This is a genomic window from Thauera sp. WH-1 (assembly GCF_047806685.1).
In the GTDB taxonomy this organism is placed as follows: domain Bacteria; phylum Pseudomonadota; class Gammaproteobacteria; order Burkholderiales; family Rhodocyclaceae; genus Thauera.
The window spans coordinates 49586-66251 of record NZ_JBLQGP010000015.1; the positions used below are offsets into that span (position 1 = coordinate 49586).

General features: G+C 69.5%; 16 protein-coding genes. 7 read left to right on the forward strand and 9 right to left on the reverse strand.

The genetic code is table 11. The annotated features are described in order from the left end of the window. Position 1: 1 nt before the first annotated feature. Positions 2-853 carry an AAA family ATPase gene (locus tag ACMV5O_RS14765; protein ID WP_416164169.1) on the reverse strand — a complete coding sequence of 284 codons (852 nt, stop codon included), beginning with the start codon at positions 851-853 and terminating at the stop codon, positions 2-4. Between the two features lie 158 nt (positions 854-1011). On the opposite strand from ACMV5O_RS14765, the gene ACMV5O_RS14770 reads away from it, so the two are divergent. Beyond that, positions 1012-2058 (forward strand): RNA methyltransferase, encoded by a 1047-nt coding sequence (locus ACMV5O_RS14770; protein ID WP_416164170.1) that lies wholly within the window; start codon positions 1012-1014, stop codon positions 2056-2058. A 25-nt stretch (positions 2059-2083) separates the two neighbouring features. Here ACMV5O_RS14770 and ACMV5O_RS14775 read toward each other — a convergent pair whose 3' ends face one another. The 3 genes from ACMV5O_RS14775 to ACMV5O_RS14785 are packed head-to-tail and all read right to left on the reverse strand — an operon-like array spanning position 2084 to position 4694. Beyond that, positions 2084-2551, reverse strand: coding sequence for a DUF411 domain-containing protein (locus ACMV5O_RS14775; protein WP_416164171.1), 468 nt, complete (start codon positions 2549-2551; stop codon positions 2084-2086). Further along, positions 2548-4017: a heavy metal sensor histidine kinase gene (locus ACMV5O_RS14780; RefSeq protein ID WP_416164172.1), complete on the reverse strand. Its 1470-nt coding sequence runs from the start codon at positions 4015-4017 to the stop codon at positions 2548-2550. The genes ACMV5O_RS14775 and ACMV5O_RS14780 overlap by 4 nt, the downstream gene beginning before the upstream one ends. Next, complete coding sequence (locus tag ACMV5O_RS14785; protein WP_416164173.1) at positions 4014-4694, reverse strand: heavy metal response regulator transcription factor; 681 nt, start codon at positions 4692-4694, stop codon at positions 4014-4016. Before ACMV5O_RS14785 ends, ACMV5O_RS14780 begins: the two co-directional genes overlap by 4 nt. A 219-nt stretch (positions 4695-4913) precedes the next feature. Between ACMV5O_RS14785 and ACMV5O_RS14790 the strand changes: the two genes are divergently transcribed. The 5 genes from ACMV5O_RS14790 (at position 4914) to ACMV5O_RS14810 (ending at position 11978) form a co-directional block, all read left to right on the forward strand. Further along, positions 4914-5378 carry a copper-binding protein gene (locus ACMV5O_RS14790; RefSeq protein WP_416164174.1) on the forward strand — a complete coding sequence of 155 codons (465 nt, stop codon included), beginning with the start codon at positions 4914-4916 and terminating at the stop codon, positions 5376-5378. A 22-nt stretch (positions 5379-5400) separates the two neighbouring features. After that, positions 5401-6663: a TolC family protein gene (locus ACMV5O_RS14795; RefSeq protein ID WP_416164175.1), complete on the forward strand. Its 1263-nt coding sequence runs from the start codon at positions 5401-5403 to the stop codon at positions 6661-6663. 269 nt (positions 6664-6932) lie between these two features. Then, positions 6933-8252 (forward strand): efflux RND transporter periplasmic adaptor subunit, encoded by a 1320-nt coding sequence (locus ACMV5O_RS14800; RefSeq protein ID WP_416164227.1) that lies wholly within the window; start codon positions 6933-6935, stop codon positions 8250-8252. 1 nt (position 8253) lies between these two features. Continuing rightward, on the forward strand, positions 8254-11466 hold the full coding sequence (locus ACMV5O_RS14805) for an efflux RND transporter permease subunit (protein WP_416164176.1): 3213 nt from the start codon (positions 8254-8256) through the stop codon (positions 11464-11466). Between the two features lie 185 nt (positions 11467-11651). After that, positions 11652-11978 (forward strand): type II toxin-antitoxin system prevent-host-death family antitoxin, encoded by a 327-nt coding sequence (locus ACMV5O_RS14810; protein ID WP_416164177.1) that lies wholly within the window; start codon positions 11652-11654, stop codon positions 11976-11978. 142 nt (positions 11979-12120) lie between these two features. On the opposite strand, the gene ACMV5O_RS14815 is transcribed toward ACMV5O_RS14810, so the two are convergent. From ACMV5O_RS14815 to ACMV5O_RS14835, 5 genes are all read right to left on the reverse strand, one after another. After that, entirely contained in the window at positions 12121-12414 is a 294-nt protein-coding gene (locus tag ACMV5O_RS14815) for a copper-binding protein (RefSeq protein ID WP_416164178.1), read from the reverse strand. 62 nt (positions 12415-12476) lie between these two features. Next, positions 12477-13019 (reverse strand): cupredoxin domain-containing protein, encoded by a 543-nt coding sequence (locus ACMV5O_RS14820; protein ID WP_416164179.1) that lies wholly within the window; start codon positions 13017-13019, stop codon positions 12477-12479. Between the two features lie 98 nt (positions 13020-13117). Next, positions 13118-14524 carry a multicopper oxidase family protein gene (locus ACMV5O_RS14825; protein WP_416164180.1) on the reverse strand — a complete coding sequence of 469 codons (1407 nt, stop codon included), beginning with the start codon at positions 14522-14524 and terminating at the stop codon, positions 13118-13120. A gap of 2 nt (positions 14525-14526) precedes the next feature. Continuing rightward, the gene (locus ACMV5O_RS14830) at positions 14527-15837 is read right to left on the reverse strand and encodes a TolC family protein (RefSeq protein WP_416164181.1); all 1311 of its coding nucleotides are present in this window, start codon (positions 15835-15837) and stop codon (positions 14527-14529) included. Between the two features lie 183 nt (positions 15838-16020). Beyond that, positions 16021-16353 (reverse strand): hypothetical protein, encoded by a 333-nt coding sequence (locus tag ACMV5O_RS14835; protein ID WP_416164182.1) that lies wholly within the window; start codon positions 16351-16353, stop codon positions 16021-16023. Between the two features lie 86 nt (positions 16354-16439). Here ACMV5O_RS14835 and ACMV5O_RS14840 point away from each other — a divergent pair, with 86 nt between their 5' ends. Next, positions 16440-16625, forward strand: a complete 186-nt coding sequence (locus ACMV5O_RS14840) for a hypothetical protein (protein WP_416164183.1) — start codon at positions 16440-16442, stop codon at positions 16623-16625. Positions 16626-16666 lie beyond the last annotated feature (41 nt).

Below are 16666 nucleotides of genomic sequence, written 5' to 3' on the forward strand. Positions count from 1 at the left end.
CTCACCGGTTGTGGCGCGCCATGAACACCAGGCGCTCGAAGAGGTGCATGTCCTGTTCGTTCTTCAGCAGCGCGCCATGCAGGGGCGGAATCACGGTCTTGTTGTCCGTGCTGCGCAACGCCTCGGCCGGAATGTCCTCGGCGACCAGCAGCTTGAGCCAGTCGAGCAGCTCGGAGGTCGATGGCTTCTTCTTCAGCCCCGGGATGTCGCGCAGGCCGAAGAAGACTTCGAGCGCCTCGGTCAGGAGGTCCTTGCGGATCGCGGGGAAATGGACATCCACGATGCGCTGCATGGTGTCGCGGTCGGGGAAGCGGATGTAGTGGAAGAAGCAGCGCCGCAGGAAGGCGTCGGGCAGTTCCTTCTCGTTGTTCGAGGTGATGAAGACGATCGGCCGGTGGCGGGCCTGGATGGTCTGGCGCGTCTCGTATACATGGAACTCCATGCGGTCGAGCTCGCGCAGCAGGTCGTTGGGAAACTCGATGTCGGCCTTGTCGATCTCGTCGATCAGCACCACGGTCGGGCGCTCGGCCTCGAAGGCCTGCCACAGCACACCCTTGACGATGTAGTTGCCGATGTCCTTGACGCGGTCGTCGCCGAGCTGCGAATCGCGCAGGCGCGACACCGCGTCGTACTCGTAGAGGCCTTGCTGGGCCTTGGTGGTGGACTTGATGTGCCACTGCAGCAAGGGCAGCCCGAGCGCGGCGGCGACCTCCTCGGCGAGCATGGTCTTGCCGGTGCCGGGTTCGCCCTTGATCAGCAGCGGCCGCTGCAGGCGGATCGCGGCGTTGACCGCGAGCATCAGGTCGGGGGTGGCGACATAACCCTGGGAGCCTTCGAAGCGCAAAGCGGACATGCGGTCATCCTCGTATCGAACCCCTCGATTATAGGGCCGTCAGGGCCGGCGCCATGCGTCCGGATCGGCAACAGGCCTGCCCGCTGCGCCTGCGCCGCGTTCGAATCGGGCGTCCCGCGCCGTGATTCGCGGCCGCCGAGGTGCTAGCATCGCGCGCCATGAACATCGATGCCATCCGCCAGCGCCTGCGCGCGCTCGGCGCCCGTCCCAGCCACGAGGCGCGCCTGCTGCGTGCCTGGCTGCAGGGGCGGGCGCTGGACGCCGGCCCGCGCACCGAGTCCAACCGCCTGCCCAAGGCGGTGCAGGCCGCGCTGCCCGAGCTCGAGTCCGACCTGCGCGCGCTTGCCCGTGTGCGTTCGGAACACCCGGGCGAGGATGGCACCCGGCTGCTGGTCGAGCTCGCCGACGGCCAGGCGGTGGAGAGCGTGCTGCTGCCGCGCGACGGGCTGTGCGTGTCCACCCAGCTCGGTTGCGCGGTGGGCTGCGTGTTCTGCATGACCGGCAGGGACGGCCTGCTGCGCCAGCTCGGCAGCGCCGAGATCGTCGCCCAGGTGGCGCTGGCGCGCCGGCTGCGCCGGGTGCACAAGGTGGTGTTCATGGGCATGGGCGAGCCGGCCCACAACCTCGAGGCGGTGCTCGAGGCGATCGAGCTGCTCGGCACCGAGGGCGCGATCCCGCACAAGAACCTGGTGCTCTCTACCGTGGGCGATGTGCGCGTGTTCGAGCGTCTGCCGCAGATGCGGGTGAAGCCCGCGCTCGCGCTGTCGTTGCACACCACGAAGGCGGAGCTGCGTGCGCAGCTGCTGCCGCGCGCGCCGCGCATCGAGCCCGCGGAGCTGGTCGAACTCGGCGAGGCCTGGGCGCGCGCCAGCGGCTATCCGATCCAGTACCAGTGGACGCTGATCGAGGGCATCAACGACGGCGAGGACGAGATCGACGGCATCGTGCGCCTGCTTGCCGGTAAGTACGCGGTGATGAACATGATCCCGTTCAATACCGTCGATGGCCTGCGCTATCGACGCCCGAGCGCCGAGCGTGCGGCCGAGATCGCGCGCACGCTGCACCGCCGCGGCATCCTCACCAAGCTGCGCCAGTCCGCCGGGCAGGATGTCGACGCCGGCTGCGGCCAGCTGCGCGCCCGCGAGAGTCAGCTCGCCTTCGTGCGCCGGGACGAGAAGCGCGCGGCGCGCGCTTCGGCGGGCTGATCGTCGCGCCGCCCGCAGAGCCCGCTCAGTGGCTGGCGAACACTGCCGTGTTGCCCTCGGCGTCGAAGCTCACCACGTCATAGCGCTCGGCCGGGTAGGGGCCTTCCATGCCGGGCGAGCCGAGCGGCATGCCGGGCGCCGAGATGCCGCTGACGGCGGGCTTGTCGGTCAGCATGCGCTTGACGTCGGCGGCAGGGACATGCCCCTCGACCACGTAGCCGCCCACCTTGGCCGTGTGGCAGGAGCCGAGCGCCTGCGGCACTCCGGCCTCGCGCTTGATCACGCCCATCTGGCTGGTGGAGACCTCCTTGACCTTGAAGCCGTGCTCGCGCATGTGCTCGGCCCACTTGCCGCAGCAGCCGCAGTTGGGATCCTTGTACATGACGACTTCGTCCTCGGCGGCGAAGGCGGGGGCGAGGCTGGCGAGGCCGAGCAGCGCTGCCGCGACGAGGCCGCGCAGGCTGGGCCGATCTGATCGGGTGGGAAGCTTCATGTTGCAGACTCCTGAGGGGATCCATGAGGCGCGGCAAGCTGCCGCGCTGCGCCGCCAGCGACGGGCAGGCGCAGGGTGAAGGTGGTGGTGCCGGCGTGCGGCGCGGACGCGGCGGCGCTGCTCGCCCAGATCCGCCCGCCGTGCGCGTGCACGATCGAGCGCGTGATCGCCAGGCCGAGGCCGGCGCCTTCGCCGTGACGCCGGCGGTCGGCGCTGCCGCGGTGGAAGCGGTCGAAGATGCGCTCGAGCTGTTCGGGCGGAATCGGCTCGCCGTCGTTGTCGATCTGGACCTCGACCTCGCCGTCGTCGTGCCGCAGCCGGATGCGGATGCCGCCGCCGGCGGGCGTGTGGCGCAGCGCATTCGACAGCAGGTTGGACAGCGCACGGCGCAGCATCAGGCGGTCGCCGCGCACGCTGGCCGCACCCTCGACCGTGATGCGCACGCCCTGCGCCTCGGCGAGCGCGTCGTAGAACTCGATCAGCGCCGCGGCCTCGTCGGCGAGCACCACGGTTTCGCTTGCGCGCGGCAGGCGGCCGTCCTCGGCCTGGGCGAGGAACAGCATGTCGGCGACCATGCGCGCGATGCGCTCGTACTCTTCCATGTTGGAGGCCAGCACTTCGCGGTACTCGTCCGCGCTGCGGCTGCGCGCCAGCGCGACCTGGGTCTGTGTCATCAGGTTGGACACCGGCGTGCGCAGCTCATGCGCGATGTCGGCCGAGAAGTCGGATAGGCGCCGGAAGGACGCCTCCAGCCGTGCCAGCATGCCGTTGAAGGCCTCGACCAGCTCGCGCACCTCGGCTGGCGCGGCGTCCTCGACCAGGCGCTCGCCGAGACGCTCGGCCGACAGATGGCGGGCGGTGGCCGTGACCCGGCGCAGCGGCGCCAGCCCGCGGTGGGCGGCGAGCCAGCCGAGCAGGGCGGCGGCGATGGCGGCGAGCGAGATCGCCAGCCACAGGCCGCGCCGCAGCTCGTCGAGAAAGTGGATGTGGTGCGAGATGTCGAGCGCCACCAGCGCCGTCAGCGCCTCGCCTGCCGCACCTGTGCCGGCGGGCAGCTCGATGCGCGCCGTGCGGCCGATCACCTGGTGGCCGTCCTGCGCCCACTCCGTGCTGCCGATCGGCATCTGGGCGCCCGCAAGCTGGGCCGGCGTGAAGAAGCCGGGATGGATCGCATGCAGCACGCGTCCGTCGGTGGCCCGCAGCAGTACCGCGACCATGTCGTGGCCGGCGAAGGCGTCGTCCAGGCGCAGCAGGCGCTCGGCCAGCGGCAGCCCTGGGTCCGCGCCCTGCACGAGGTTGGCGACCAGGGTGAGCTTGCCCACCAGCTCATGCTCGTCCAGTTCCTGGAAGTGATGCTCCACCGCGCGGCCGATGACGACGCCGACCATGATCAGCAGGCTCGCCGTCAGCGCCGCGAACAGCAGCGCGAGGCGGGCGGTCAGCGACAGGCCGGGTGGCAGCCTCATGCTTCCTCCGCCGCCTCCAGCACGTAGCCCATGCCGCGCACGGTGCGGATCAGCTTGGGTTCGAAGGGGTCGTCCACCTTGGCGCGCAGCCGACGCACCGCGACCTCGATGACGTTGGTGTCGCTGTCGAAGTTCATGTCCCACACCTGGGAGGCGATCAGCGAGCGCGGCAGCACCTCGCCCTGGCGGCGCAGCAGCAGCTCGAGCAGGGCGAACTCCTTGGCGGTGAGCTCGATGCGCTGGCCGGCGCGGGTGGCGCGGCGGCGCAGCAGGTCGAGCTCGAGGTCGGCGGCGCGCAGCAGCTCGGGCTCCCTGCTGCGGCTGCGCCGCAGCAGGGTGCGGACGCGGGCGAGCAGCTCGGAGAAGGCGAAAGGCTTGACCAGATAGTCGTCGGCGCCGAGTTCGAGCCCGCGCACGCGGTCTTCCACCTGGTCGCGCGCGGTCAGGAACAGGACCGGCATCTCGCGCCCGTTGCGGCGCAGGGCCTGCAGCACCCCCCAGCCGTCCAGTGTGGGCAGCATGACGTCGAGCACGACCAGGTCGTAGTCGCCGTTAAGCCCCAGGTGCAGGCCGTCCAGCCCGTCACGGGCAAGATCGACGACGAAGCCGGCCTCGGCCAGGCCCTGGCGCAGGTAGTCGCCGGTCTTCGGTTCGTCTTCGACGATGAGGATCTTCATGGCCGGCATTGTGCCTCGCAGCGCCGGGTGCGGATGAAACTGACAGGAATGTAATGCTGGTGTCAGCTTGGTGTAGGCGGGCGCTACCCATACTGCGATCGCTGAGCGGTCATGGGCTTCGGTTTGTCGCGGGTGCCGTCTTCCCCGCGAGGCGGCTGCAGACCTTGGCCGGACACGCATTCACGGCGCGAGCCCGCGGCTTCAACAAGGAGAAGGACGATGCAGAACACCCCCAGGATCACCACGACCCACCCCGCCCATCGGGATCGCAATACCGCTTCCGCCCTGACTGCCGGCGCTGCCGCGAACGCCGCGGGCCGCCTGCGTGTCGGGGCGCTGACCCTGGCCTGCGCCGGTGCGCTCGCGCTGTGGATCGCCGCCGCGCCGGTGCAGGCCCAGCAGGGGCACGACGGCCATCACGCTCAGGGCGCCCCGGCTGCAGCGGCGGGGGCGGCCCAGTTCGCACCCTCCGAGGGCGAGGTCAAGCGTCTGGACAAGGCGGGCAAGCGGGTGACGATCGCCCATGGCCCGCTCGAGAACCTCGGCATGCCGCCGATGACGATGGCCTTCGAGGTCGAGGATGCTGCGGTGGTCGAAGCGCTCAAGGTCGGCGACCGCATCCGCTTCATCGCCGGCAAGGACGGGCGCCGCTACACCGCGCGCGACGTCGAGGTCATGCAGTAAGCACGCGGCCCAGGAAGATCCCATGAGCGCCTTCATGCGCCTGGCGAGCCTGCTTGCCTGCCTCGCCACCAGCAGCGTCGCGCTTGCCCAGCCGGCAGTGCCAGGCGCGGACGTCGACAGCCTGCTCGCGCTCGCCCGCCAGGACAACCCGGCCTTCGCTGCCGAGGGTTTCGAGACCCAGGCGGCGCGCGAGCGGGTGGGCGCGGCGGGCGCGCTGCCCGACCCCCGTTTCGAGCTCGAGCTGATGGACGCCACCAACACCATGAGCGGGGGCTCGACCTCGGTGCTGCCGGGCCAGGTCGGCGAGACCCGCTACCGCATCGTCCAGCCCCTGCCCGGTTGGGGCAAGCGCGCGCTCGAGACCGAGGCCGCCGTGGCCAGCGCAGCGCAGGCCGAGGCCGCGCGCGATGGCGCCTGGCGTACGCTGGAAGCCGCCGTGCGCTCGGCCTGGCTGCGCTACTACCAGGCCGAGCAGGAGCTGCAGTTCAGCCGCGAGCAGCAGACACTGCTGCGCGGCATCGAGGCGGCCGCGCTCGCGCGCTACCGCAGCGGCGAGGGCAGCCAGCAGGATGTGCTGCAGGCCCAGCGCGAGGCGAGCGCCCAGCGCCTGGACGTGCTCGCCATCGAGCAGCGCCGCCAGGCCGCGGTCGCCCAGCTCAATGCCCTGCTCGGGCGTGCGCCCGATGCGCCGCTCGCCGCGCCGCTGGCGCCGACGCCGCTGCCCGCCCGGCTCGAGTTCGCCACCCTGGTCGAGCGTGCGCGCCTGGCCCACCCCGAGGTGCGTGCGGAGGCGATCGGCGTCGACGCCGCGCGTATCGAGCGCGAACGCGCGCGCCGCGAGCGCCAGCCCGACTATGCAGTCGGCGTCACCTACAACCGCCCGCGCGAGGGCCGCGAGTCCTGGGACCTGATGTTCGAGATGATGATTCCCTTGCAGCAGGGCGTGCGCGACGCCCGTGAGCGCGAGACCGCGGCGCTTGGCCTGGCGGCCGAGGCCCGCCGGCGCGCGGCCGAGACGCGCATCGCCGGTGAGCTGGGGGCGGCGTGGTCGTCCTGGCGGGCGGCCAGTGACAGCCTGCAACTGTTGCGCACGACACTGCTGCCCCAGGCCGAGGCCGGGCGCGACGCGGCGCGCGCGGGCCTGGCCGGCAACCAGGTCGGTGTTGGCGAGGTATTGATGGCCGAAGGTCAGGTGCTCGACACCCGGCTGGCCCTGCTGCAGGCGGAGATCGAGGCGCGCATGGCGCTGATCGAGCTGCAGCGACTGTCTGGAGAGCTTGAGTGACCGATCACATGAAACCCGCTGCAGGACGAGCTGCGGCGGACGCAGGCGAGGCCAAGGCCGGGCGTGGCACGCTGCGCGTACTCGCCTTGTTGACGCTGCTGGCCGCAGTGGGGGTCGCGGGCTACTGGACGGGCAGCCGCGGCGCGGGCCCGGTCCATGGCAGCGCTGCGCCGGCCGGGACGGAAGCGGGCAGCGGCGTGGTGGCTGCCGCAGGGAATACCGGCGCCCCAGCCACTGGCGAGCGCCAGATCCTCTACTACCGCAACCCGATGGGCCTGCCCGACACCTCGCCGGTGCCCAAGAAGGACTCCATGGGCATGGACTACATCCCGGTCTATGCCGACGAGGCCAACGACGATGCCGGTGCGGTGCGGGTGAGCGCCGCGCGCATGCAGACCCTGGGCGTGCGCACGGCAACCGTGGCGCGTGGCACGCTCGACGCGGTGTTGCGTGCCAGCGGCCGGGTGGAGATCGACGAGCGCGCGCAGGTGGTGGTGGCGCCGCGCTTCGAGGGCTGGATCGAACGCCTGCATGTCAGCGCGGTGGGCGACGTCGTGCGCCGCGGCCAGCCGCTGCTGACGGCCTGGAGCCCGGCGCTGCAGTCGGCCGGTGACGAGGTCCGCATCGCCGAGCGCCTGGTGACCGACAGCGCTGCGGACCCCGAGGCCCGCGCTGCCGCCGTGCGACTGGCCGAGGCCGCGCGCGCGCGCCTGGCCAGCCTGCAGGTCGCCGGCCAGGCCGCACCGCGCCAGACCCTGCATGCGCCGGTCGACGGCATCGTGCTCGAGCGCACGGCGACCCAGGGCGCGCGCTTCATGGCGGGCGAGGCGCTGTTCCGCATCGCCGACCTGTCGCGCGTGTGGGTGATCGCCGATGTGTTCGAGCGTGACCTCGGCCGCGTGCAGGTGGGCGACCGGGTGGCGGTGAGCGTGGATGCGTTGCCCGGCCAGCGTCTGGAGGGCCGTATCGGCTACGTCTATCCGACCCTGGACGCCGGCACCCGCAGCACCCCGGTGCGCATCGAGCTCGACAACCGCGCGGGCCTGCTGCGCCCGGGCATGTTCGCGACCGTGGATCTGGCGCCGGGCGCTGCGCGCGAGCGCCTGCTGCTGCCGGCCTCGGCATTGATCGAGGACGGCGAGCGCCAGGTCGTGCTGCGCGCGCTTGGCGAAGGGCGCTTCCAGCCGCAGCCGGTGCGCATCGGCGACCGCGGCCGCGAGCAGGTCGAGGTGCTGGAGGGCGTCGCCGAGGGCGACCGGGTGGTGGTCTCGGCCAACTTCCTGATCGACTCGGAGAGCCAGCTGCGCGCCGCGCTCGCCGGCATGGGCGATGCGCCGCAGGACTACCCGAGCCACGACACCCGCGGCGTGTTCGAGGAGGCCTTCGAGGACGGCGTCAGCCTCAGCCACGAGGCCATCCCGGCGCTGGGCTGGCCGGCCATGACGATGGACTTCGGGCTGGCCGACCCGGGGCTGGTCGAGGGCCTGCAGCCGGGCACGCCGGTCCGCTTCAGCTTCGAGGACCGTGGCCCGGGCGAGTATGTGGTGACGCGTATCGAGCAGGTGGAAGGCGAGCATGCGGGACATTGACATGACGGACGCGCCGCGCGCGCCAGGGCAGGACGCGGGCGCCGTTGACGGGGCGCCAACCGGGGGCTGGCTCGACCGCCTGATCGACTGGTCGGCACGCAACGTCTTCCTGGTGCTGCTCGGCACCGTGTTCCTGATCGGCGCCGGCCTCTACGCCGTCAAGCAGACACCGCTGGACGCCTTGCCCGACCTGTCGGACGTGCAGGTCATCATCTACACCGACTACCCCGGCCAGGCGCCGCAGGTGGTGGAGGACCAGGTCACCTATCCGCTCACCACGGCGATGCTGGCCGTGCCGCAGGCGCGGGTGGTGCGCGGCTTCTCGATGTTCGGTGCGTCCTATGTGTATGTGATCTTCGAGGACGGCACCGACATCTACTGGGCGCGCTCGCGGGTGCTGGAGTACCTGAGCACCGCCGCCGCCCGCCTGCCCGCCGGCGTGGCGCCGCAGATCGGGCCGGACGCCACCGGCGTCGGCTGGGTGTACCAGTACGCGATCACCGGCAAGGAGCTGTCGCTGGCCGAGACGCGCAGCCTGCAGGACTGGTACGTGCGCTACCCGCTGACCCAGGCCCGCGGCGTCGCCGAAGTGGCCAGCCTGGGCGGCTTCGTACGCGAGTACCAGGTCACCGTCGATCCCTATCGCCTGGCCGGCTTCGGCATCGGCGTGGAAGAGGTGGGGCGCGCCATCCGCGAATCCAACCGGGATGTCGGCGGGCGCGTCATCGAACTGGCCGAGCGCGAGTTCATGGTGCGCGGCCGCGGTTATCTGCGCAGCGTGGCCGATATCGAGGACATCGTGCTGAAGGTCGACGGCGGCGGGCGCGGCACGCCGGTGCGGGTGGCCGACATCGGCCGTGTCGAGCTGGTGCCGGCCGAACGCCGCGGTATTGCCGAGCTCAACGGCGAGGGCGAGGTGGCCTCAGGCATCGTCATGGCACGCTTCGGCGAGAACGCGCTCGAGGTCATCAGAAACGTGCGCGAGCGCCTGGCCGAGATCGCCCCCGGCCTGCCCGCAGGCGCCGAGATCGTGCCGGTGTATGACCGCTCGACGCTGATCGAGCGCGCGATCGACAACCTCAAATGGACGCTGCTCGAAGAGAGCCTGATCGTCGCCGCGGTGTGCATCGTCTTCCTGCTCCATGTGCGCAGCGCCCTGGTGGCGATCGTGACCCTGCCGCTGGGCATCCTGGTCGCCTTCATGGGCATGAAGGCGCTCGGCATCGGCTCGAACATCATGAGCCTGGGCGGCATCGCGATCGCCATCGGCGCGATGGTCGATGCCTCGATCGTGATGATCGAAAACGCGCACAAGCGGCTCGAGACCCTGCGCGCCGACGCCACTGCCGCCGAGCGCGCCGAGGTGCTGATCGGCGCCTGCCGCGAGGTGGGGCCGGCGCTGTTCTTTTCGCTGCTGATCATCACCGTGTCCTTCCTGCCGGTGTTCACGCTCGAAGGCCAGGAGGGGCGGCTGTTTTCGCCGCTGGCATGGACCAAGACCTTCGCCATGGCGGGCGCGGCCTTCCTGTCGGTGACCCTGGTGCCGGTGCTGATGCTGTTCTTCGTGCGCGGGCGCATCGTCCCCGAGCAACGCAACCCGATCAACCGCCTGCTGGTGTGGCTGTACCGCCCGGTGATCGCGCTGGCGATGCGCTTCAAGCTCACCACCGTGCTGCTGGCCCTGGTGGCGATGGCGGTGACGCTGATCCCGGCGCGCCAGATCGGCAGCGAGTTCATGCCCACCCTCGACGAAGGCGCGATCTTCTACATGCCGGCCGGCCTGCCCGGCATGTCGGTGACCGAGGCCGGGCGCCTGCTCGCCACCACCAACCGCATCCTCAAGGGCTTCCCCGAGGTCGAGTCGGTGTATGGCAAGGCCGGCCGTGCCAACACCGCGACCGACCCGGCGCCGCTGGAGATGTTCGAGACCGTCATCAACCTCAAGCCGCGTTCGGAGTGGCGGCCGGGCATGACGGTGGATGCGCTGATCGGCGAGATGGATGCGGCGGTCAAGTTTCCCGGCCTGGCCAACTCATGGACCATGCCGATCAAGGCCCGCATCGACATGCTCAGCACCGGCATCCGCACGCCGGTGGGGGTGAAGGTGTTCGGCCAGGACCTGGAGACCCTGGAGCGGGTGGCGAAGGAGGTCGAGGCCGTGGTGCGTAACGTGCCCGGCACCTCCAGCGCCTATGCCGAGCGCGTCGCCGGGGGCTACTACGTCGACATCGAACCGCGCCGCGACCAGCTCGCGCGTTACGGGCTCACCATCGACACGGTGCAGATGGCGGTGGCGACCGCGCTCGGCGGCGAGACGGTGACGACCACCGTCGAAGGCCTGGAGCGCTACAACGTCAGCGTGCGCTACCCGCGCGCGTTGCGCGAGGACCCGGCGCGCATCGCCGCCCAGGTGCTGGTGCCCACTGCCAGCGGCCCGGTGCCGCTCGGCCAGCTCGCCGAGGTCCGCCTGGCCCGCGGCGCGCCCGCCATCCGCACCGAGAACGCCGCGTTGGTGGCCTATGTGTATGTCGACACCCGCGAGGCCGACCTCGGCCGTTTCGTGCAGCGCGCGCAGCAGGCGGTGGCGGGGGAGGTGAGCTTCCCGCCCGGCTACTACGCTGCCTGGAGCGGGCAGTTCGAGAACATGGAGCGCGCCAAGGAAAAGCTCGCCGTGGTCGGCCCGCTCACGCTGGCGCTGATCTTCGTGCTGCTCTACCTCAACTTCCGCCGCCTGGCCGAGACCTTCATCGTCATGCTGTCGGTGCCCTTCGCGCTCATCGGCGGCGTGTGGCTGATGTGGTGGCTGGGCTACCAGATGAGCGTGGCGGTGGCGGTGGGCTTCATCGCGCTCGCCGGTGTCGCCGCGGAGACCGGCGTGATCATGCTCATCTACCTCGACCACGCCTGGCAGCGCATCCGCGCCGAGCGTGCCGCGCAAGGTGAAACGCCCAGCGTCGCCGACCTCTATGGCGCCGTGATGGAAGGCGCCGTCGAGCGTGTGCGCCCCAAGATGATGACCGTGATCACCATCATCCTCGGCCTGCTGCCGGTCATGCTCGGCACCGGCACCGGCAGCGAGGTCATGAGCCGCATCGCCGCGCCGATGGTGGGCGGCATGGTGTCCTCCACCGTGCTGACGCTGGCGGTGATCCCGGTGCTGTACGCGCTGGTGAAGCAGTGGGAGCTGAGGCGGGAGCGGGGCGGGCGGGCGTGATGGCCCTCGCGCTCGTTAGGGCGGGCGTCGCCGCCTTCAGGAGCGGCGCCAGCCGCAAGCTTTCGCGCTCTGGTAATGCGGCTTCGGTGTCGTGTATTGGTGCCGAGTTTAGTCCGGGATATCGATAGGTCGGAGACAAGGGGCCGCTCGTCCTATCATTCGATGAGACGAATGATCATCGAGCCATGATGGAAACCTATACCGTCAGCGACTTGCGCAATCGTACGGACGATCTGATCCGTGCAGCCGAAGCCGGCAAACTGTCCGTCATTACCAAGCATGGCCGGCCCGTCCTGGTTGCCGTGCCCTTCGATGAACTCATGCTGACTGAAGGTGCGGGAATTGCGATTGCCATTCATCTGTTTAATGAAGAGCGTATCTCGTTGAGCCGGGCCGCACGCATGGCCGGCCGTTCGGTCGGCGAGATGATTGATCTGCTTGGCAGCTATGGCATTCCGGTCATCCGCAGCACCGCAGAAGAACTCAAGCAGGAACTAGAGAATTTCGAGTGAAGGCGCGCTGCTCGCGTCCGGCCGACCGCACTTCCGGAGATTCCGGAGCACGCGCCTGTCGGCCACCAGCGACCGTGGCGCACCGACGTGGATGCGCACGAGATTGATGTGTGGCCTCAGCGTCGAGTTGCGGAAACCTTCATCACTCTTTCGCCTTGCCAAGCGATTGAACGACATAGGCGCCATCGATCTGGTCGACGGTAACCACGACCTTATCGCCTGGCTCGACCCCATCCAGCATGACTTGCTCCCTGACCGTGAACACCATCGTCATGGGGGGCATGTCCAGGTTGGGAATATGGCCATGCCTAAGGGTGAGCTTGCCCGCGTTGCGATCGACGCGACGCACTTCGGCGTCCACTGCGGCCAGGTGGCTATCCGCAAGGGCCGAAGCGGTGATCAGGCTTGTCGCCAGGATGGCTAGTAGATTCTTCATTGTCTTGTCTCGCTGATTGGGAGCCGCTTGGAAGCTCAGTAGGCGCGGAGCGCGCGCTTGCGCTACTGCACGGATTGGGACCGTTCGTGCTCACGACTGGCCAGCCGTGGCGACTCGACCACCACCTTCGCAATCATGCCCGCCTGGTAGTGGCCCGGCAGCAGGCATGCAAACTCGAATTCCCCGGCGCGATTGAAGGTCCAGATGATCTCGGCGGTCTCGCCGGGCGGGACGTGGGCCATGTAGGGCTCGTCGTGCTCCATGTTCGGGAAGCGCACCATCATCTCGGCGTGCTCCGCCAGCGCCTCACTGTCGCCGATGACCAGTTCGTGCATCATCTGACCCGCATTGCGCACCACGATGCGCAGCGTCTCGCCTTCGCTGACCTTGACCGCGGCGGGGGTGAAGCGCATGTCGTCGGTCATCACCACCTCCAGGCTGCGGCTGACCTGTTCGGCATCGCCGGCGATGCCCCAGCCGGTCTGCTCCTTGACGACGGCCTGGCGCGGGCCGTGCTCCTTGCTGCCGTGTGCATGCAGGCCAAGGCTGGCCATGCCGAGCATCAGGCCGGCGACGATCGGGGTGAGCATTCTCGGGGTGAGCATTCGTTTTTTCATTCTGCTGAGACTCCTCTCTGGGTGGGGGGACGAACTCGACTGGGCCGCTCGTTGGCGGCCACTTTATTTAAGCAGACCGTTAGCGATCAATGCGGATGCTTGCCACTGCCCGGCTTGCGGACCTGCATCTCGAGCGCGGAGCGCCGCAGGCCGGGCACCTCGCCGGCATTGAGGCGTTCGGCGCTGAAACGGGCGGGCTCGGGCAGGTTGCCCTGCCACTCGAAAGCCTGGGTGCCAGGCGGCTGCGCATACCAGCCGGGGTCGGCGTAGTCACCCGGCTTCTGGTTGCGGCGCACCTTGAAGGTGGTGAACATGCCGCCCATGCCGATCGGGCCGTGGGGGCCGAAGCCGGCCATCATCGCCAGGGTCTGCTCGGGCAGCATCATCGGCATTTCCTTCATGTCGGCCATGCCGCGCTCGCCCATCAGCATGTACTCGGGGTCGAGCTGCTGGATTCGCCCCACCAGCCCGCGGTGGTCGATGCCGATCATGGTCGGCACGTCATGGCCCATCGGATTCATGGTGTGATGGCTCTTGTGGCAATGGAAGGCCCAGTCGCCTTCCTCGTCGGCGATGAACTCGATCTGGCGCATCTGCCCCACCGCGATATCGGTGGTGACCTCCGGCCAGCGCGAAGCGGGCGGCGTGGGGCCGCCGTCGGTGCCGGTGACCTCGAACTCGTGGCCGTGGAGGTGGATCGGGTGGTTGGTCATGGTCAGGTTGCCGACGCGGATGCGCACCCGGTCGCCCAGGCGCACGTTCATCGAGTCGATGCCTGGAAACGCGCGGCTGTTGAAGGTCCACAGGTTGAAGTCGAGCATGGTGTTGATCTTCGGCACCAGGCTACCGGGGTCGATGTCGTAGGCGTTGAGCAGGAAGCAGAAATCGCGTTGCACCTCGTTGATGAGCGGGTTGCGGGTGCGCGGATGGGTCACCCAGAAGCCCATCATGCCCATCGCCATCTGGACCATTTCGTCGGCATGGGGGTGGTACATGAAGGTGCCGGGCCGGCGCGCGATGAACTCGTACACATAGGTCTTGCCGACCGGAATTGCGCGCTGGTTGAGCCCGACCACGCCATCCATGCCATTGGGCAGGCGCTGGCCGTGCCAGTGGATGGAGGTCGCCTCGGGCAAGCGGTTGGTCACGAACAGGCGTACGCGGTCGCCTTCCACCACCTCGATGGTGGGGCCGGGGCTCTGCCCGTTGTATCCCCACAGGCGGGCGACCATGCCGGGCGCGATCTCGCGCTCCACCGGTTCGGCGACCAGATGGAACTCCTTGACCCCGTTGTTCATGCGCCAGGGGGCGGTCCAGCCGTTGAGCGTGACCACCGGGTTGTACGGGCGGCCGGTTGGCGGCATCAGCGGCGGCGCAGTGTCGGGCGAGGTCTGGATGACCGGCTCGGGCAAGGCGGCGAGGGCGGCCTTGCTCACGCTGGCGGCGGCGACTGCCCCCACGGCGGCACGGCTGATGAATTGTCGTCTGTCCATGCTCAATGCCCTCCCGCTGCTTTCTTGCCCGCCGGCTGCGCGACCCCGTCGGCGCCCGGATAGTCTGCGCCCGCCAGCACCGCCTGCAGATTCACATGCGCCCGCCAGAAGTCGCGCAGCGCCTGCGCCGCGGTGGTTTCGGCAGCGAGCCGTTCGCGGGCGGCGTCGAGCAGATCCCAGGTGCTCTTGAGCATGCCGTTGTAGCGCAGCAGGGCTTCCTCCTGCTTTGCGACCTGCAGGTCCTGGCGGCTGAGCGCCTGGGTGGCGAGATCGTGGGCGATGCGGTAGTTGATGTAGGCCTCGCGCACCTGCGAGCGCACGCTCACGGCCAGGCTTTCGGCGTCGGCGACCCTGCCGAAGGCATGGGGCGTATCCTGCCCCACGGCGGCGCGCCGGAGGTCGATCACGGCCGCGGTGCCAGGCGGACGGCTCAATACGGCGCCATCGTCAGCGCGTCCGCCCAGCAGGCGTTCCACGGCCTCTGCGCCGAGTGTCTGCCAGCGCGCCTGCGCGCCCCGTCCTTGCGACTGGAGGGCGCGCTCGGCGTCCTGCGTTGCCAAGCTCAGCATGGGATGACGCGACAAGGCCAGCGCTTCCAGCCCGGCGCCTTCGAGGGCGTCGGCCGGCAGTGCGGGCAGGCTCGCCGGCAGCGTGAAGTGCACCGCCTCACCCCATAAGCCGGTCATCCGCGCCAGGGCTTCGCGCGCGCGGCTTGCTTCCTGGCGGGCAGCGATCAGGCCGACGCCCGCGTCCTTGAGCGAGAGCTGCTCGCTCAGCAGGCGATCCTGCGCCCAATTGCCGACACGGGTCATCCGGCTCGCCAGCTCCGCGCCGGTCTCTGCCGCGCCATAGGCCTTGCCGGCGTTCGTCAGGGCCGTCTCGGCTGCGACCGCGCTCACCCAGGCGCGCAGCACATCGCGGGAGAACGCTGCGGCGGCAATGTCGGCGCGGGCGCGCTCGGCCGGGCTCATCGACGTGGTCGCCAACAGGTCGGGCCGCGCGGCAAGGGCCAGGCGGAGCGATTCGGAGGCGCCGATCAGGGCGCCCGCGGGGGTGGGCTCCGTCTGCCCGCTTGCGGGATTCTCGCTTTCCCAGCGCAGGACATCGATATGCCCACGGGTGAACTGCCCGACGGTGTCATTGGCCTGGCGCCAATCGATCTCGCCCAGTTGCGGCGTGGTGTCGAGCAAGGGAAGCGGCACGTAGCGTGGCGCGGGAACCGGCGCAGCCGGCTCATAGGGCGGGGCGGCGTGGACGGCCATGGGCAGCAAGCCGACCGCCAGCCAGCCCGCCAGGTGGCGTTTGCGGGTCAAGTTCCGACTCCTTCTCTCTCGTTGGATGCGTCCACGCTTGTATATGCGTGGTAGGCCAGGCACTTCGCGCGCACGCGAGAAGGCCTCGGGGCAAATGATGCTGCCAGCGTCCTTACCGGATGCTGAGCCGCGGATTACAAAGCTGTAATCCGCGATGGGGTGTGAAAAGCCGTCGTCCTGCGCTCAGCTACCGGCGTAGAGCTCCGCAAATCGGCGACGCTCTTCCTCGGTCATCGGCAGCGAGGGCCGTGGCGAGCTGTCTGCCGCCTTGCCGACCTGCGTCGGGGGCACCCAGCTGACCTCGCCACCCACGTAACGCCAGCCGTCCGCGCCGACTGGATTGGCGCGGAATGCACGCAGTTCCTGGAGGACCTCGGCGCGGCTCTTGGTCGAGGGCATGGCGTGGAAGTCGTATCCAGGCTCCCCACCAATCCAGCGCATGCCACTGTCGGCACTCGCAAACGGAACGGCGAGGACGCCGAAGGAAATGGCGATGATGGTTTTCTTGATCGTCATGGTGTTGCTCCTTGTCGTTCTTTGGACGTGATGCGTTGTGTGCGTCACGGATTCCATGATAGGGAGCCACCCATGACAGCAGCCTGATGCGGGCATTACGTCGACGTCAGCAACATGACGATGCGGAGGAGGCGGGCGTTCAGGTGCGCCGTTTCTACTCGACGCGGGGTACGGGTAACCGTCTGCAGCTCAACTTCCGAAATCATCGCAAGATCGTGATTGTCGATGGCCACGCGGGTTGGCTGGGCGGGCTGAACGTCGGCGACGAGTAACTGGGGCGCGACAAGAGGATCGGCGCCTGGCGCGACACGCA

Bases quoted from the DNA above. Each gene is read 5' to 3' on its own strand.
- ACMV5O_RS14765 (WP_416164169.1), bottom strand. From the start codon at position 853: ATGTCCGCTTTGCGCTTCGAAGGCTCCCAGGGTTATGTCGCCACCCCC.
- ACMV5O_RS14770 (WP_416164170.1), top strand. From the start codon at position 1,012: ATGAACATCGATGCCATCCGCCAGCGCCTGCGCGCGCTCGGCGCCCGT.
- ACMV5O_RS14775 (WP_416164171.1), bottom strand. From the start codon at position 2,551: ATGAAGCTTCCCACCCGATCAGATCGGCCCAGCCTGCGCGGCCTCGTC.
- ACMV5O_RS14780 (WP_416164172.1), bottom strand. From the start codon at position 4,017: ATGAGGCTGCCACCCGGCCTGTCGCTGACCGCCCGCCTCGCGCTGCTG.
- ACMV5O_RS14785 (WP_416164173.1), bottom strand. From the start codon at position 4,694: ATGAAGATCCTCATCGTCGAAGACGAACCGAAGACCGGCGACTACCTG.
- ACMV5O_RS14790 (WP_416164174.1), top strand. From the start codon at position 4,914: ATGCAGAACACCCCCAGGATCACCACGACCCACCCCGCCCATCGGGAT.
- ACMV5O_RS14795 (WP_416164175.1), top strand. From the start codon at position 5,401: ATGAGCGCCTTCATGCGCCTGGCGAGCCTGCTTGCCTGCCTCGCCACC.
- ACMV5O_RS14800 (WP_416164227.1), top strand. From the start codon at position 6,933: ATGGGCCTGCCCGACACCTCGCCGGTGCCCAAGAAGGACTCCATGGGC.
- ACMV5O_RS14805 (WP_416164176.1), top strand. From the start codon at position 8,254: ATGACGGACGCGCCGCGCGCGCCAGGGCAGGACGCGGGCGCCGTTGAC.
- ACMV5O_RS14810 (WP_416164177.1), top strand. From the start codon at position 11,652: ATGATGGAAACCTATACCGTCAGCGACTTGCGCAATCGTACGGACGAT.
- ACMV5O_RS14815 (WP_416164178.1), bottom strand. From the start codon at position 12,414: ATGAAGAATCTACTAGCCATCCTGGCGACAAGCCTGATCACCGCTTCG.
- ACMV5O_RS14820 (WP_416164179.1), bottom strand. From the start codon at position 13,019: ATGCTCACCCCGAGAATGCTCACCCCGATCGTCGCCGGCCTGATGCTC.
- ACMV5O_RS14825 (WP_416164180.1), bottom strand. From the start codon at position 14,524: ATGGACAGACGACAATTCATCAGCCGTGCCGCCGTGGGGGCAGTCGCC.
- ACMV5O_RS14835 (WP_416164182.1), bottom strand. From the start codon at position 16,353: ATGACGATCAAGAAAACCATCATCGCCATTTCCTTCGGCGTCCTCGCC.
- ACMV5O_RS14840 (WP_416164183.1), top strand. From the start codon at position 16,440: ATGCGGGCATTACGTCGACGTCAGCAACATGACGATGCGGAGGAGGCG.